Source organism: Bacteroidota bacterium (assembly GCA_016706865.1).
Lineage (GTDB): Bacteria > Bacteroidota > Bacteroidia > Chitinophagales > BACL12 > UBA7236.
This window is the reverse complement of sequence record JADJIS010000003.1, coordinates 1,174,370-1,190,509: the sequence shown is the minus strand read 5'-3', so window position 1 is coordinate 1,190,509 and position 16,140 is coordinate 1,174,370. Positions and strand designations below refer to the sequence as shown.

General features: G+C 35.7%; 22 protein-coding genes, 1 pseudogene and 1 riboswitch. Of the genes and pseudogenes, 16 read left to right on the top strand and 7 right to left on the bottom strand.

The genetic code is table 11. The features are described from left to right. Window positions 1-32 precede the first annotated feature (32 nt). From IPI31_14475 to IPI31_14460, 4 genes are all read right to left on the bottom strand, one after another. Window positions 33-440, bottom strand: a complete 408-nt coding sequence (locus IPI31_14475) for a hypothetical protein (GenBank protein MBK7569023.1) — start codon at window positions 438-440, stop codon at window positions 33-35. An 11-nt stretch (window positions 441-451) separates the two neighbouring features. Next, complete coding sequence (locus IPI31_14470; protein MBK7569022.1) at window positions 452-1,054, bottom strand: hypothetical protein; 603 nt, start codon at window positions 1,052-1,054, stop codon at window positions 452-454. A gap of 208 nt (window positions 1,055-1,262) precedes the next feature. Beyond that, on the bottom strand, window positions 1,263-1,826 hold the full coding sequence (locus IPI31_14465; GenBank protein MBK7569021.1) for a hypothetical protein: 564 nt from the start codon (window positions 1,824-1,826) through the stop codon (window positions 1,263-1,265). A 1-nt stretch (window position 1,827) separates the two neighbouring features. Beyond that, window positions 1,828-2,019 (bottom strand): hypothetical protein, encoded by a 192-nt coding sequence (locus IPI31_14460; protein MBK7569020.1) that lies wholly within the window; start codon window positions 2,017-2,019, stop codon window positions 1,828-1,830. A gap of 246 nt (window positions 2,020-2,265) precedes the next feature. Between IPI31_14460 and IPI31_14455 the strand changes: the two genes are divergently transcribed. From IPI31_14455 to arfB, 12 genes and pseudogenes are all read left to right on the top strand, one after another. Then, complete coding sequence (locus IPI31_14455; protein MBK7569019.1) at window positions 2,266-2,961, top strand: DUF4197 domain-containing protein; 696 nt, start codon at window positions 2,266-2,268, stop codon at window positions 2,959-2,961. Window positions 2,962-3,066: 105 nt separating this feature from the next. After that, window positions 3,067-3,682, top strand: a pseudogene (locus tag IPI31_14450) (nicotinamide mononucleotide transporter). 27 nt (window positions 3,683-3,709) lie between these two features. Further along, window positions 3,710-4,234 (top strand): ATP-binding protein, encoded by a 525-nt coding sequence (locus tag IPI31_14445; protein MBK7569018.1) that lies wholly within the window; start codon window positions 3,710-3,712, stop codon window positions 4,232-4,234. 16 nt (window positions 4,235-4,250) lie between these two features. Further along, a riboswitch (TPP riboswitch) is annotated at window positions 4,251-4,351 on the top strand. Between the two features lie 54 nt (window positions 4,352-4,405). Continuing rightward, window positions 4,406-6,100, top strand: a complete 1,695-nt coding sequence (locus IPI31_14440; protein ID MBK7569017.1) for a TonB-dependent receptor — start codon at window positions 4,406-4,408, stop codon at window positions 6,098-6,100. Further along, window positions 6,082-6,318 carry a TonB-dependent receptor gene (locus tag IPI31_14435; protein MBK7569016.1) on the top strand — a complete coding sequence of 79 codons (237 nt, stop codon included), beginning with the start codon at window positions 6,082-6,084 and terminating at the stop codon, window positions 6,316-6,318. Before IPI31_14440 ends, IPI31_14435 begins: the two co-directional genes overlap by 19 nt. A gap of 11 nt (window positions 6,319-6,329) precedes the next feature. Continuing rightward, the gene (locus IPI31_14430; GenBank protein ID MBK7569015.1) at window positions 6,330-6,818 is read left to right on the top strand and encodes a TonB-dependent receptor; all 489 of its coding nucleotides are present in this window, start codon (window positions 6,330-6,332) and stop codon (window positions 6,816-6,818) included. 96 nt (window positions 6,819-6,914) lie between these two features. After that, a complete protein-coding gene (locus IPI31_14425) occupies window positions 6,915-7,136 on the top strand; it encodes an FG-GAP repeat protein (GenBank protein MBK7569014.1) in 222 nt (73 codons plus the stop codon). Beyond that, window positions 7,123-7,698 (top strand): FG-GAP repeat protein, encoded by a 576-nt coding sequence (locus IPI31_14420; protein ID MBK7569013.1) that lies wholly within the window; start codon window positions 7,123-7,125, stop codon window positions 7,696-7,698. Before IPI31_14425 ends, IPI31_14420 begins: the two co-directional genes overlap by 14 nt. Continuing rightward, on the top strand, window positions 7,695-8,360 hold the full coding sequence (locus IPI31_14415) for an FG-GAP repeat protein (protein MBK7569012.1): 666 nt from the start codon (window positions 7,695-7,697) through the stop codon (window positions 8,358-8,360). The genes IPI31_14420 and IPI31_14415 overlap by 4 nt, the downstream gene beginning before the upstream one ends. Window positions 8,361-8,416: 56 nt before the next feature. Then, on the top strand, window positions 8,417-8,842 hold the full coding sequence (locus IPI31_14410) for a T9SS type A sorting domain-containing protein (protein MBK7569011.1): 426 nt from the start codon (window positions 8,417-8,419) through the stop codon (window positions 8,840-8,842). An 87-nt stretch (window positions 8,843-8,929) separates the two neighbouring features. Beyond that, window positions 8,930-9,379, top strand: a complete 450-nt coding sequence (locus IPI31_14405) for a MarR family transcriptional regulator (protein MBK7569010.1) — start codon at window positions 8,930-8,932, stop codon at window positions 9,377-9,379. A gap of 310 nt (window positions 9,380-9,689) precedes the next feature. Then, entirely contained in the window at window positions 9,690-10,097 is a 408-nt protein-coding gene (arfB, locus tag IPI31_14400; GenBank protein ID MBK7569009.1) for an aminoacyl-tRNA hydrolase, read from the top strand. Window positions 10,098-10,419: 322 nt separating this feature from the next. On the opposite strand, the gene IPI31_14395 is transcribed toward arfB, so the two are convergent. From IPI31_14395 to IPI31_14385, 3 genes are all read right to left on the bottom strand, one after another. Then, window positions 10,420-11,208, bottom strand: a complete 789-nt coding sequence (locus IPI31_14395) for a T9SS type A sorting domain-containing protein (GenBank protein ID MBK7569008.1) — start codon at window positions 11,206-11,208, stop codon at window positions 10,420-10,422. Between the two features lie 128 nt (window positions 11,209-11,336). Then, window positions 11,337-11,678, bottom strand: a complete 342-nt coding sequence (locus tag IPI31_14390) for a hypothetical protein (protein MBK7569007.1) — start codon at window positions 11,676-11,678, stop codon at window positions 11,337-11,339. 22 nt (window positions 11,679-11,700) lie between these two features. Further along, window positions 11,701-13,137 carry a hypothetical protein gene (locus IPI31_14385; protein MBK7569006.1) on the bottom strand — a complete coding sequence of 479 codons (1,437 nt, stop codon included), beginning with the start codon at window positions 13,135-13,137 and terminating at the stop codon, window positions 11,701-11,703. A gap of 364 nt (window positions 13,138-13,501) precedes the next feature. Here IPI31_14385 and IPI31_14380 point away from each other — a divergent pair, with 364 nt between their 5' ends. From IPI31_14380 to IPI31_14365, 4 genes are read left to right on the top strand one after another with little or no spacing between them, the layout of a single operon-like run. After that, window positions 13,502-13,786 carry a hypothetical protein gene (locus IPI31_14380; protein MBK7569005.1) on the top strand — a complete coding sequence of 95 codons (285 nt, stop codon included), beginning with the start codon at window positions 13,502-13,504 and terminating at the stop codon, window positions 13,784-13,786. Continuing rightward, window positions 13,732-14,481 (top strand): hypothetical protein, encoded by a 750-nt coding sequence (locus IPI31_14375; protein MBK7569004.1) that lies wholly within the window; start codon window positions 13,732-13,734, stop codon window positions 14,479-14,481. Before IPI31_14380 ends, IPI31_14375 begins: the two co-directional genes overlap by 55 nt. Next, window positions 14,433-15,248, top strand: a complete 816-nt coding sequence (locus tag IPI31_14370) for a putative metal-binding motif-containing protein (protein MBK7569003.1) — start codon at window positions 14,433-14,435, stop codon at window positions 15,246-15,248. The genes IPI31_14375 and IPI31_14370 overlap by 49 nt, the downstream gene beginning before the upstream one ends. Next, on the top strand, window positions 15,239-15,775 hold the full coding sequence (locus IPI31_14365) for a hypothetical protein (protein ID MBK7569002.1): 537 nt from the start codon (window positions 15,239-15,241) through the stop codon (window positions 15,773-15,775). The genes IPI31_14370 and IPI31_14365 overlap by 10 nt, the downstream gene beginning before the upstream one ends. The last annotated feature ends 365 nt before the right edge of the window (window positions 15,776-16,140 follow it).

The window sequence follows — 16,140 nt, the reverse complement described above, 5'->3', positions numbered from 1 at the left end:
AGGTTTAAATGGAGTTGATCATTGTTCAACTATTAATTATTTGTTGCTCCGGCATTGATCCAACTTCTGATTTGTGCAATATTACAAGAACTCAGTTTTTCACTACCCTGAGGCATAAAAGAAGTTCCAGGGATCCATGCAACAGAAGCATAAAATGTGCTGTTTTGCGCATCTCCTGCAATTATATAGTTACTTAAATTATCGAAACCCTCGAGATTATTTCCTCCCCCTAAAACCCCCGCACTTGTAGTGTTGTGGCAGGTAAGACACGCATTTTCCAAAATTGGTAATATGTCGGCTGTGTAGGAAATATCAACAGTATCGCAATTGATGGTGCCATATAATTCTTCATTATTATCGTAATAACAAGAAGAAAAGAAGCTGCCTGCAAATAATAATCCCACAGCTATAAAGGTTAAATATTTTAATTTAGTTGTCATTGTCTTAATTTTTAATCATTTGGATAACCATTATCCAACCATATTCTTAATTCATCAATTTTACATTCTTGTAATCTGTTTCCACCCAGAGGCATTGCGCTAAATCCACCATCCTGATTAACAGAGCCCCATAATCTTCCATCCTGTGCAACAGTTTTAACTCCGTCGTCGGTGCCACTGTCGAAATAACTTGTGAGGTTTATACCTGTTGAATTTCCACTATCACCGTGACATCCGTTACAATAGTTACCCATTAAAGGAGCAATTGTGCCAGAATAAGTTACGTTTGCTGTATCACAACCGCCACTGCATTCATTATTGCGTGCTCCCTGATTGATCCAACTTTTTAATATTGTAATCTGAGCTGAAGATAATGGTTCATTTGGATATGGAGGCATTTTATCTTCACCGCTTTCAGTTAACACTTCAATTAATTCACTACCATTTGCATCAAAGGGATCAACATAATCGCTGTTCATTATAGCTTCATATGATGACAGATCATGTGCTTCCTCTTCGCCGCCACCTTCACTTGTATGGCATCCGCTTTTAGCACAATTGGAAATAATAAGTGGAAGAACTTCATTTTGAAAAATAAGTAGTATCCGGATCACAGTTTTCGGAAACCGAAGGATTTGTCAGATCAATAAATGTATTATGCTGACAAGATTCGATTATAAACGAGTGATCAAAAAAACGGGATGATATAAATGAACCTTTTCATAATTATAAATTTTATCTTCTCTTTAACTTCTTACTTAAACTTACTATAAGAGATACGTTTATAAATTTAAAAAGGTGCATTTATTTTGGTGATTCTAATCAGTTGTCGGGGTAACCATCCTCAACCCAAATGCGGATCTGATCAATTAAACAATCAGGCAATCTGGTTCCACCCGGTGGCATTGGTTCAAAACCTGTGTCATGGTTGATTGCTCCAAATAATCTTCCATCAGAAGCAACATCCACAATTCCATCATTTGAACCTGATCCCAGGTAGGATGTAAGATCAATACTTCCGGAAGGACTTGAATTATCGTGACAACCAGAACAATATGCGTCGAGAATTGGCATAATAACAGCTTCAAATGTTACGGTTGTGGTATCACAATCTGTACAGGAATTATTTTTTGCACCCTGCTCCATCCACAAAACGATCATTTCTATTTCAGCTTCAGATAAAGGATTCATTGGAGGAGGTGGCATAATGTCGTCCTCATCATTATCAGTAGCCTTTTCAATTAATTCCGAATCCCATGGATCAGAAATATCCACAACATCGCTCGACATTACTTTAACGTAGGAACTTAAATTTATTCCTTCCTCATGCGATTCATTATCGTGACAACCGCTGATTGCACAATTAGAGATAAGAATTGGGAAAATATCATTTTCGAAGCTTCACAGTATCCGGGTCACAATTGGAGAAATCAATTGTATCAGGTCCTCCCGTTGTATCTATAGGAGGTGTGTCAACAATATCTTCAATAAAATCAAGGGGTGTGTGCTTACAAGACTCACTTAAAACAACCATACTTGCAATTGTTATAAGCGAGATTATTATCGATCTGCTTTTCATACTTCAATTAATACAACAAAATTATCCTGCATTCGTTTCCGCAACAAAGACATATTTTAACGGTTTCCGCGAAAAAGGAGTATTTAGTATATAGTATATATAGTATTTAGAGGGCTCCGAATCAAAATTGGACTAAACCTGGAACGAACTGCCTACTGCCACTGCCTACTGCCCCCAAATCCAACTATTATTAAAAAAAACCACTAATATGGCACGATATTTTATCTTCGTGGTGAAATTGATGATATGAAAAAACTACACTATTTATTTTTAGTTCCATTTGCCCTGTCAACCGTTTTTATTTCCTGTGAAGATCTTAATCTGAATGATATACTTGGTGATGATGATGTTGCGGCAGCTCTAAAAGAAGCATTAAATGTTGGAACCGATACAGCAGTAACAAAAGGTTCGGCTTTAAACGGATATTTATTAAATCCGGATATTTCAATATTTTTTCCGGAAGAAGCTGGAATTGTACAAACTGTTGTAGGTGCTGTTCCTGGAGGTGATGATCTGATAGATGCTTTTATTGTTTCTCTCAATCGCGCAGCAGAAGATGCAGCGGATGAAGCAAAACCAATTTTTATTGATGCTATCACCAATATTACTTTTGATGATGCCATGAATATTTTAAACGGTTCTGATACTGCAGCTACAGGATACCTCAGAGTGAATACCTTTAATGGTTTGTATGACGCCTTTAAACCGGATATTCAAAATTCGTTGGAAAATGTGGGTGCACAACAAATTTGGGGTGATGTAATTGACCTTTATAACTCCATTCCTTTTACTGAGGATGTGAATACCGATCTTGCAGATTATACCACAAACAAAGGTTTGGATGGATTATTTATTTTATTTGGTCAGGAAGAAATGAAAATCAGAACAGATATAGAACATCAGGTTTCGCAGTTGTTGCAGGATGTTTTTGGAGGAAATTAACTTTATATTTAAATAATAAACTCGCAAGGCTGCACAATTAGTTGCAGCTTTGTTTTTTTTAAGGCCTAGCAGTTGCAGGATTGTTTACACGATTCCTTTTTATTGATGACAATTCCGGAAATTATTGCGGTTATTACTGGTATTTTGAGCGTTTGGGTATCAAAAAGGAAAGTATATTGGTATATCCGATAGGAATTATAAGTCATTTTCTTTATGTTTATATTTGTTTAGAGGTGAAGTTGTATGCTGATGCTGGTATAAACTTTTATTATTTTGTTGTGAGTCTTTATGGATGGTATTATTGGAAACATGGCGGAAAATTGCAACATCCGGAATTAAGCGTTGGAGGAAAGGAGATAGACTCGGGTCTATTAAATTCGGCTGAGACGCCTGCAGTAAAGGAAGAAGCGGAAATTGTTTACAACAAGTTGTCGGTAAATTTGTTGTATTTATTTGCAGCTTTTTTATTAGGTGGGATAATTGGTTTTCTGCTAGATTCTTACACTGATTCTGTAGTTCCATATTGGGATGGCATTACTACGGCTTTGTTTTTCGTCGCCATGGTTCTGATGGCTCAAAAGAAAATTGAAAACTGGATTTTTGGATAATGGGTAATGCAATTTGTATACCTTTATTTTTTAGTAAAGGATTGTGTTTAAGTTCGTTTCAATATTGTATATTTACAATATTAGCGTTTGCAGGATTTATTTCCTGGTATCGTAAATTGCAAAATAAAATAGTTACAAAAATGATGCGGAAAATAGTATTTACAGGACCGGAATCAACAGGTAAAACAACACTTACGGAAAAACTTGCAGGATTTTTAAATCTTCCTCATGTTCAGGAGGTTTCCAGGGCATATATTCATAATTTAAACGGAATTTATTCTTATGAGGATCTTTGCAGTATTGCAATGTTGCAAATGAGTGAAGAAGAGAAAATAAAGTCGCTAAATCCACATGTTTTAATTTGTGATACCGATCTTTTAACAATAAAAATCTGGTGTGAGGATAAGTTTCAACAATGTGATCTTTGGTTAACGCATGCCTTTGCCGACAGAACACCTGAAATGTATTTTCTGTGTTCACCCGATTTTCCCTGGGTGCCGGATCCGTTGCGGGAAGATGAAACTCGAAGAGGTGAACTTTATCAGGTGCATAAAGAACATCTGATACAATACCGCAAACGATTTATCGAACTTACAGGCTCCGTGGAAAACAGAATGAATACCGTTTTGGGATATCTTGAATTGAGTCAGGGAAATATGTTCTGAATTTTTATTAATTTTGCACCATCTCATGGGGTGTTGTCTGCTTCGGTTGGCGACTGAGATTAAACCCATCGAACCTGGCCGGGTAATTCCGGGTAGGGATTGAGGATCAACAATTTTCTTCCTTTCGCAGAGGCTCCATTTGCAGGAATTTATTTTTATAAATAATTTTTTATGCAACGTGGACTTTTCATTTTACTGATCGCCGCTTTTTTTGTAAATAATATTTTTGCACAGTCGCATATTTCAGGAACTGTTATAGATATTTCTACAAATAAACCTATACCAAATGTTGCGGTTTTTTTGCCGAAGGAAGATACTTTATTCTATACCGGAGAAATGGGAAATTTCGATTTATTATCTAAGAATATAAACTTCGAAATTGTACTTAAACATATTGCATATAAACAGGTGGATTCTAACACCACATTTCAATGCACAGGAGTTAATCCGGCTATTTGTAATGTAACACTTTACATGGAGCCCATTAATAATTTATTTCAGGCAGTTACTATAACTGCTTCACGGGTTGAAAATACTTCTCCGGTTACCATTACAAATATTACAGGAGCGGAATTAAATAAAAATAATTTTGGGGAGGATATGCCCTTTCTTTTGGAATCAACTCCGTCAGCTGTTGTTACTTCGGATGCCGGAAACGGAGTCGGATATACCGGAATAAGAATTAGAGGTTCTGATGCCACACGTGTAAATATTTCCATAAACGGAGTTCCCTATAATGATGCGGAAAGTCAGCAAACATATTGGGTCGACCTTCCTGATTTTGCAAGCTCTGTGGATGATATTCAAATACAACGCGGTGTTGGAACTTCCACCTATGGAATAAGTTCTTTAGGAGCTTCTATAAATATATTCACTAATAAACTCGAACAAAAACCATTTGCTAAAATAAATACTTCTGTAGGTTCATTTAATTTATTAAAAACCTCTGCTGCATTTGGAACAGGTAAATTACGAGATCATTGGTATTTGGAAGGTCGCGCCTCTAAGGTAGATGCTGATGGATTTATTGATCGTTCCCATGCAGATCTCGCGTCATTTTTTATTACCTCTGCATATACTTCAAAAAATTATGCATCCGAATTAAATGTATTTTCAGGGGAGGAGCATACTTATCAATCGTGGGGTGGAGTTCCTGCAGAAATATTGGATACAAACAGAACTTTTAATCCTTATACTTATAAAGATCAAACCGATAATTATGTGCAAACACATTATCAATGGCACAACCATTTTTATTTTAATTATTATTCAAAAATTGACGTCACTTTTAATTATACCAAAGGCTCAGGTTATTACGAACAACTAGAGGAAGAACAGTTATTTGAGGATTATGGCGCTGCTCCTTTTACACTTAATTCAGATACCATTTTAACAACAGATATGATCACACAAAAATGGTTGGATAATGATTATCTGGGAGCGTATGTTCAGTATTCGGGAGAAATTAATAATACAATAAAATTAAATGCCGGAGCGGCATATTATTATTTGAATGGAAATCATTTCGGAAAAATAATTTGGGCAGAATATGCATCTCCATTCAGCTATGATCATACCTGGTATGATAATGATGCAACAAAAAAAGATGGAAATATTTTTGCCCAATTAACTGCAGACATTCGGCGATTTAAATTTTTTGTAGATGCACAGGTTCGGCAGGTAAATTATGCATTTCTTGGCGCCGATCAGGTCGGAAATTCGGTGCAACAAAATGTTGATCTGTTATTTTTTAATCCTAAGGTTGGAATTACCTGGTTGCACAACAAAATGCAAATGCTTATATTTATTTTGGAAAATCCGGTAAAGAACCCAATAGAGATGATTATGTGGAATCATCTCCAATAAGCAGACCAACTCCTGAAATTTTATATAATGCAGAATTGGGTGAACGATTACAAATAAGAGGATGGCAATTAATGATAAATGCATATTATATGTATTATCGCGATCAATTAATTCTTACTGGAGAAATTAATGATGTTGGCGCCTATACCAGAACGAACGTTCCAGAAAGTTACAGAACAGGAATTGAACTGGCATGGAGCAAATTATTTTTTCAGTAAACTTTCCTGGAATGCGAATACTTCCTTCAGCAAAAATATTATTACTCTATACCGAATGTGTTGACAATTGGGATGATGGTTCTCAAATGACCTTTGAATATGCAAATACCGATATTGCATTTTCACCCTCCGTGGTTGCATACAGTAATTTAAATTTTATTTTTCTTCAAAAACAAAATGAAAAAAAGAAATCAGAACAACATTTTGATATTGCTTTGATCAGCAAATTTGTCGGAAAACAATATGCAGATAACACCAAAAGTGACTTGCGAGATATTGATCCATATTTATTGAACGATGTTAAACTGAGTTATACCATAAAAACCACTTCCATAAATGAATTATATATATCATTTATAACACAAAATGTATTGAACGAACAATACGAAAGCAATGCTTGGATTTACAGATATATAGCCGATAACACCCAAAATCAATTGATGGGTTATTATCCACAAGCCGGAAGAAACTGGGTATTACAGCTTTCCATTGTATTCTGATTATCAGCGTATTAAATTCAAAGTTGATAAAATGATTAAAATCATTGGGTGTGTAAGATACTTTTGTTTTACCTTTATTGAATAAACAGAAGTTGAATGCGATTTAATTATACAAAAGCAATTTTATCTATATCAACTGTTGTCCTATTTACGGGATTAATTATACCCCCGGTTGCAGAGGAATTCAGTTGGTCTATGGAGGGGAATAATGCAAATTCAGAATTTGGTTTTTGGATAGATGGCGGTGGTGATGTGAATGGAGATGGTTACGATGATGTAATTGTCGGCGCTCCCGAATATACCCATGCATTTGCCTAGTGAAGGTGCAGTTTTTATCTATTTTGGTTCTGCAGCAGGATTGGCCGACACAGCAGGCTGGGTGAAATATGGCGAACACGATAGCAGCGGGTTAGGAAGATGCGTTTCTATAAGAGGAGATGTTAATAATGATGGTTATGCAGATGTTTTGATTGGAGCCCATCAGTTTAAAAATACAAAATCGAATGAAGGCAAGGTGTATTTTTATAAAGGGGGTCCCGATGGCCCCGATACCGTTGCTTCCTGGACCATGGTGGGCAACAGGAAAGGTGCTAAACTTGGTGAAGCCTTAGCTATAGTGGGTGATATTAATAAGGATGGATTTGATGACATTATGGTTGGCGCACACGGTTGGGACGATGATGAAGGTTTAGGCGATCTCGGAAATAAAGCAGGTAAGGCATGGGTGTTTTTAGGAACTTCTGAAGGTCCCGCCGCAACAGAAAATTTTGTGGAGATAGGACTAACCACTGATGCAAATATTGGGGTTTCCCTTGATAAAGCCGGTGATGTTAATGGTGACGGTTATATGGATATCAGCATAGGAGGATATATATTTTGATCGGTGATGGAATGATATGCGTTTTCAGAGGTGATGATACCGGAGTGGATGAGGACCTCGAATTTATGGCCGTTGGTGGTGCAATGGACACTTCGTTTTTTGCGATCAATCAATCTACAGCGGGCGATTTGAATGGTGATGGATATGATGATGTTGTTGTCGGTTCTCCGCGCTTTGATGCGAATGGTATTTATCAATCGGGCAGATTAAATGTTTATTACGGTGGTTCTGACGGACTTACGGATGATATCGGATGGGAAGCACATGGCAGTCAATACGATGAAAGGTTTGCCTTTAATGTAAATGAGGGAGGAGATATTAATCACGATGGTTATGGAGATCTTTTAGTCGGATCAAAATATTATGATAATGGTGATTTGTTAAACGCCGGAAAGGCCGAATTATATTTAGGAGGACCAAAAGGACCTCAACGCGTTCCTACATGGACATTTAAAGGACCAGACAGCAATGCGGTTGTTGGAACAAATCTTGTAATGCAGGAGATATTAATGGCGATGGATATGATGATATCGTTGTTTCAGGTGATGAATATTCAGGTGATCTCCGGGAGAGAGGGTATAGTTTATGCCTTTACGGACAACCGCAGCAATGCGATCCTCCTGCGCATCCTTCCATTTTTTTTATTACACCAAATTCTGTAACAGTTGGCTGGCAGTGGCTTTATGGAGCGCAGAAATATCGATTATATCTTAAACGGGTGGATGTTGTTGGAATGCAATACACGGTTCCTACCCAGGATTCTGTGGTTATAGTAGGCGTATTGGTGCCTGGAGCGCATTATATTGGGTATGTGCAGGCAAAATGTGATGGTGGTTGGACGGATAGGTCAACCATACTGGATTTTGTTACTCCGGCGCATAGAGAAGGGGAATTAACTGATATCAGTATATTTCCATCACTTGCCACTGATCATTTATCCGTTTCTTTAGGTTCTGCTACTGGGGTAACGTCTATAAGAATATTTGATGTGAAGGGTTCCATATTGTTAAACAAACAATATCAGGTGAACGAAGCAAATACAATAGTTGTTGTTAATGAAGTGCGTGAGCTTGCTAAGGGAAATTACTTTATTTTGGTGGAAAGTAATGGGAATAAAACAACCAAACAATTTATAAAGCAGTAATGACTTAAAGAATTTAAAGCTTGCATTTTATTGGCCGGTTTTTCTTTTTCCGGGTTATTTATAATTTCACAATTTAATTTAGCGACCATGAATCTGGAGAATGAAATAAAACAGGCGAAATTTGATGATGAGTATCACAAGCTAATGGTTAACTTAATGTTTACCAATAGCTGGTTAAGTATCAGGCAAATTCAGTTTTTCAGGAATTATGAATTGTCACCCCAACAATATAATATTCTTCGAATTTTGCGCGGACAATACCCCAAACCAGCAAGTGTAAACCTGTTGATAGACCGTATGCTCGATAAAATGAGTAATGCCTCACGTCTTGTAGATAAACTTGCATTAAAAGGTCTCGTAGAACGTAAAAAATGTAAAACCGATGCCCGGCAAGTTGATGTTGTATTATCAAAAAAAGGATTAAAATTGCTCAAACAAATAGATTCCGAAATAAAAATTTTCGAAGGAAATTTGAACAAACTCGACAAAAAGGAAGCGGTGATATTGAGTGATCTTCTGGATAAAATGAGAGGGTGAAGATATTTGGTCCGCCGCGGCGGATTGGTAATTGTCAATTTGGTAATTGATTGACGGGAGGGTGCTAGCATTTGGTAATTTGATAATTTTCAATTGGATAATTGATTGACCGGAGGATACTTTTACAATCCATTGGAAATTGAATTTGCATGATAATTTACGAATGCATCCATTTTGAAAATTAGGCTTTGGTCGAGAATACATTAAGTTCTAATGGTAACTTAAATTATTAATCATAAATAAAATCTTTTGGTGTAAATTAAATTACCAAATTGACAATTAACAAATTAATAAATTCCTATAACTCGTTATGAAAACTTCGTTTGACCTTACCCCTGAATGTACGTTCAAAGCCGTAAGAAGCGGTGGCAAAGGTGGCCAAAACGTTAACAAGGTTTCTTCCAAGGTGGAATTGTATTTTTCTATTTCCGATTCGCAAATTCTGACTGCGGAACAAAAAGAAATATTATTACAAAAATTATCCAACAGAATTCAGGAAGATGGATTTATTCGTATTGTTTGTGATGAAGACCGGTCTCAATTAAGAAATAAGAATAAATCCATAGAAAAACTACATGAATTAATAATTAAAGCCCTCACACCTGTTAAAAAGCGTATTAAAACCAAAACACCGAAAGCGGTGAAGGAAAAGAGAATAAAGGAGAAAAAGATTAAGGGTGATGTGAAGAGTTTGCGGAGGAAGCCGGATGTGGAGTAGAGGGGAATCCCGCTTTTTTAAGGTTACCGGAATAAATGAATCCCCATTCAGCGGGATTATGTTATCACAGGGATTGTTATTCCTAATTTCAATTTCCCCCGTTTAAAAGTCATCGATTTAGCGATGGATTTTAATAATTCTTATTTTTAAATAATTATAGATATATAACTCGAAAGGGTTTTTTCAAGCAAATGGTGGTCGAAAGCCAGCCCTTCTTATTTCTTTTCTTTGGTGAGTGTGACTTTATGAATAAAATAATAAAACCCACTACGAATAATAGCAGGTTTTATTACATATAATATTCAATACTATTGATATATTCTCACTTCATTTTAATTAAACTTTCTGATTCTGTATTTGAACCTTCGGTTTTAATTAAAACATTATATACACCTACAGGTAATTGAGAAATATCAATTGATTCATTTTCAGTTACATTAAGTCTTTGAATAAGACCACCATAGATGCTATAAATTTCAACTAAAATATTATTATCCTCGCCATTTATATTATCTATTTGTTGGACCCTAAAATATGTAGAGGCGGGATTTGGGTATATGCTATAAATATCATCCACAACTCCTAATCTAGGGGTAACTGTAAAAGGTATTACAAAATAACCCATGGAATAACCAGGTACAGTAACACAAATACCTCCTGTAATTGAAAACCCACCCGGACAAGTAGTAGACGGTGTAATGGCATCTAAAGATGAAATCTCATAAGTATTTTCTGCGAGAACAGTTAAAGAACATGTTGGAACTGCACCCGCTGTTGTGTATGCACTATTGATTTTATAAAGAGCACTATTTCCAGCAGTTGAGTATAATTGATCAGCATCAAGAATTTCTCCTGAAACTGAACTACTCAAGGTTACCGTTCCGCCACCATAAGCATCTTCCAATGACCCTGGATCAAATGCGAAAAGTTGTGAACCTGATCTTACATTTGTATAGTAAACGTAAAGTTCCTTTTGAGAAGGTGCAAGAAAAATTGTTGGTGCTAAGTTGCTGTTATATGTGTACATAGCTGTCGAGGTTTTAAGGTATTGCAAGTGATTATCGGTAAGAGTCCTCCATAGTAATTGACTGAAATATGTTCCTTTTCTCATAAAATAAGTTGGGATCGGAGTATCTCCACAAGTTGTTATATCTCCAATTAGAACTTGGTCCGCTCTACTGGCAGGACCCATGTGAGCAATCGAGGTTCCAGCTAATGCATTCTGTATTGTTGCTCTGGTTAAATACCCATTTCGATAATCATTATCAAAAGATGTTTTAATATCCCACAAAAACCAATTTTGTAACATCGCGGCATGAGCAAAGAATTACTAACAGTGCTTTCAAAAGGTTGTAACATATTTTCCAGGGTTTGGATATCTGGGTCCGTCGGATCACCTAATTCGAGTCCATCATGTAGGTTATATTCAGTAATCCAAACCTCTTTATTTTCAGGTTCTTCATCATTATCAGTAAAAAGCATTTGAATAGCATGTTCTTCAAAGGAATTATCAATACGAGTTCGTATAAAATCTCTAAAATTTCCGGTAAGTAAATCAGAAGTTGTGGTTGGGTGATGCACGCCTGCAATTCCATTAAAAGCATCAATTAATCCCGGAATCAGGTGTAGAGGGATTTGGTGGTGCTGGAGCTTCTAAAATATAATCCCATTCGCCTGATGTATAAGTATAATCAGCAATGGTTATATCATCAGGATCTCCGGGATCATAGTTTGGTTGCAAGGATAGCATGATGTCTCTCCAATTGGAATTTTCAAGACAAGCTGTACTGCTATTATCAGGGTTATAATAAGTATGAAATACAATGGCATCGAACGCATATCTAGTTCCTTCACCTGCTGTTACAGTTTCAGAATAATAATCAACCATATCAACATTCCAATCGGGGTAGCCACAAGGGCAGGGATCGTCTGCTTCACCTGCACCATCTCCCAGTATCGGAGCTGTATGTGGACGCTCTCCAACAGGCATCAAAGCATAATCATATTCAACTCCGCAATTAGGCAGGTTTTCTGCTGGCAAACCAATTTTTACCTCTTCAAAATTTGGATCACCTTTTAATTCTTCTATAAAATCATGATCATCTTCCATTTCGTCAGGTAAGACAAAAAATAAGTCTGTTTGAGCTGCGCCAGTATAATTACCCCCATTAATATATTCCCAATATTCGTCAAAACCGATAAATCCCATTAAATCTTCTCCATAGTTAAAATACACTTCATTTCCCATTTCAACACCCGCAACATGTACATCATATAAATTGTTATTTCTTAAATATTCAATGATTTGTTTACAAACACTTGCCCTTTCCGATAAGATATTCAAACATAATATGATGTCCACAAAATATCCTTCCGCCGTATTTGCATCTTCTATTCCTTCTACTAAAGTGAGCAGTTGATTAATATACAATGGCTCATCCTCTTGACCTGAAAAGATTACATAATCACCTGGATTATATATGGGCTGACTTTTCCATTTGTAATAAAAATCAGTAAAATCTGCGACATATCTGCCGTCCATCCAAGACGGACAGTTGTCACATACCCCGGGATTTATATCTGTTTCAAAATCAGCTACAATTAGTGACCAAAGAGGATCATCATCGTCATTATCAGATATATTGTAATATTGAACTATTTCTTGTATATCATATCCGTAGCCCCCATTTTTTAACCCACCTCCAGCATCTGAACCTAATAGGTGCATAAATTTGCTTCCTTCTCCACTAAAAACTCGAATGGTTTTTGGCGATAAGGCTTCAATCGCCAACCAGGGGTTTACACCCAGGGTGTAGTTACCATTATCATCAAAGTTACCATGACCTGGTTCAAAGAGATCGGAAAGATTCAGGCCATTGACACCTTCATTTATTGGAGCATAGTGATGAGTAAATTCAGTTATCATATGTGATGGATGAGTTACCACCCATCCGTTATCCATATCTTCTAAAGTTGTATCTTCAAATAAAATATAAACCGTATCTGCTCCTGATAGGTAATAACTCGTTGTATCTCCCATCTGATAATATAAGCTGTCTGGATAAATTGAATCCGGTTGAATTAAATTTTTAGTTTCATTTAGATATTCACTGGTTATAAAAATTGGATATATTCTTGAAACCCGTTATGATTAAGAAGATAATCAAGCTAAAACTTAACATTAATGGTTTGGTCCCATAGACCTCCATATTAAAGGGTAATTTCTTGCTTTTCATGTAGTTGAGTTTAATGGTGAAGAAAGAAAAATATTAACCAAATATAAAAATTAACTTACAAAGTACATTAGTTTTTAAAAAAAAGTTTAGATTTATAAATATTTTACTAATATTTTATATATGTTATCCTCTTGGAATTTAGCCCGAGCTTTTAAATTTGTTCTGAGTGTGTCACTGCTTATTATTTATATCCAAAGTGCATACAATCAAGTTCCTGAAATTGAATGGCAGTATAGCTATGGAGGAACAAGCTGGGATGAAGCAAGGAATGTTAATGCAACTGCAGATGGTGGTGTAATTGTAACTGGGATGACTATTTGTGATGATGGAGATGTTCTTGAGAATCACGGATTATTTGATTATTGGTTGATTAAACTAAATGTAGGAGGGAGTATTGAATGGCAAAAACTTACGGCGGCTCTGGTTATGATTTTTGTTATGATGCCAAAGTGACTTCAGACGGTGGATATATACTGGCAGGACACAGTGCATCCACAGATGGAGATATTACAGAAACACATGGTGGTGATTATTGGATAGTTAAAACTGACATGGTTGGAAATATAGAATGGGAAAAATGCTATGGTGGAAGTTCTACAGACTACGCTGAATCCGTTTATGAAACAACAGATGGAGGGTACATTGTTGCAGGCAGGTCAAGTTCTAGTGATGGAGACGTTACTGGTCACCATGGTGGTACGTTACCAGATTACTGGATAATCAAACTTAATTCTACTGGGTACTTATTGTGGGAAAAATCATATGGGTCTTTTGATATAGACGCTGCAAAATCAGTTATTGAAACGAGTGATGGAGGATTCGCAATTTCTGGATATATTTCTTCAAATGGAGGAGATGTTACTGGAAGTCATGGACTGTCAGATTTTTGGGTTATAAAATTAGATAGCATAGGAGAATTATTGTGGCAGAAAACGTTTGGAGGCTCTGAAACCGATATTGCATATGATATTCTAGAAAGTGTAGATAATAATTTATTGGTTATTGGTGAAACTTATTCTTCAGATGGCGATATTACAGATGCTCATGCAGGAATCAAAGATTGTTGGATAATAAAGCTAGACCTTTTAGGAAGCGTTATTTGGAAAAATGCTATGGAGGAAGCGGAGGAGAAGAAGGTAAATCAATAATTCAGGATATAGATGGTAATTATGTTTTTTCTGCAAATGCCTCATCGTCTAATGGAGATTTGACCTTAAATAATGGAGCAAATGATTTTTGGGCTGTTAAAATTGATTCCAACGGAGAAATTATTTGGCAGAAATCTTTAGGAGGTTCAAATGAAGATCTTATTCCGAATATCGTTCAGACTTCAGATAATAATTATGTAATGGCTGGTTTTTCACAATCATCAGATTTTGATTTAACTGAAAACAACGGTGACTTTGATTATTGGGTTGTGAAACTTTCCACTTGTAATGAACTATATTATGCCGACAATGACGGTGATGGATTTGGTGATTTATTAAATGATTCGATGGCCTGCAATTTACCTGTAGGATATGTCTCAGACAGCTCCGATTGTAATGACACAAATGAATTAATATTCCCCACCGCAATTGATCTATGCAATTCAATTGACGATAACTGCAATGGCTTGATCGATGAAGATGCAATTTTTACCACCTGGTATTCAGATGCTGACGGAGATAATTTCGGCGATATGTTTAATGATTCCATTTCCTGTTTTGATTTACTTGAATATGTAATTGACAATACCGACTGTAATGATCTGAATGCTGAAATAAATCCTGCTGCGGTTGAAATTTGTAACAGTATTGACGATAACTGCAACACATTGATTGATGAAGGCTTAACGATCTACACCTTTTATGTAGATGCTGATGGAGATTTTTTGGAAATTCTGATATATTTATTTATTCCTGTTTGGAAATAATTGCGGGCTACGTTTTAGATTCAACCGATTGTGATGATTCAAACAATTTAATTTACCCAGGCACCACAGAAATTTGTGATTATTTGGATAATGATTGTGATGGAATTATTGATGATAACCTTAGTTATATACATTCTTATGAAGATTCCGATTCAGATAATTATGGGAACCCAGAAGTAGATTCGCTTTCCTGTGAACTTCCAATTGGATTTGTGGAAGATGATTCAGACTGTGATGATACAAACCCGTTAATTTATCCGGGTGCTGATGAAATATTAAATGGTATTGATGATGATTGTAATGAATTAATTGATGAAGGTTTAAGTTTAGAAGAAACTGACTTAAATGCAATAGTAATTTACCCGAACCCAACAGATAATATTTTATATATTAATTGGCCTAATAGTGAACAAGGCATATTTCAATTAATCAATATTAGTGGTGAAATTATTAAATCTTTCAATAAAATATATCCATTTAATATTTTAGATGTCAGTAAATATGCATCGGGGGGTTTACTTTTTTAAAAATAAATAGTGCCGAAATCGTTACAGAAATAAAATTTATTAAAGAATAAATTAATTAAACTTAGTGTTTTCATGGGGATCCCCAGTGAAGTCTTCTGATGGATCTGGGGTTATTTTTTGATCTACATAGTAATTAGCTTATCTGGAATTTTCAAATTTTTTTATAATATATTTTTGTCATTTTTCAAAATATACGAATAATCACTCAATTATAGTGAATGACATATAATTAAATATGAAGAAAAATTCATTCCTAGCGCTGCGCCTTATAAAAAAAGGCCGGAAAAATTAATTTCTGACCAGCACTTTATCCTCTTAACACAATTCTACCAAACAAGAAGTAAAAAATAGGTGGAAAGAAAAAA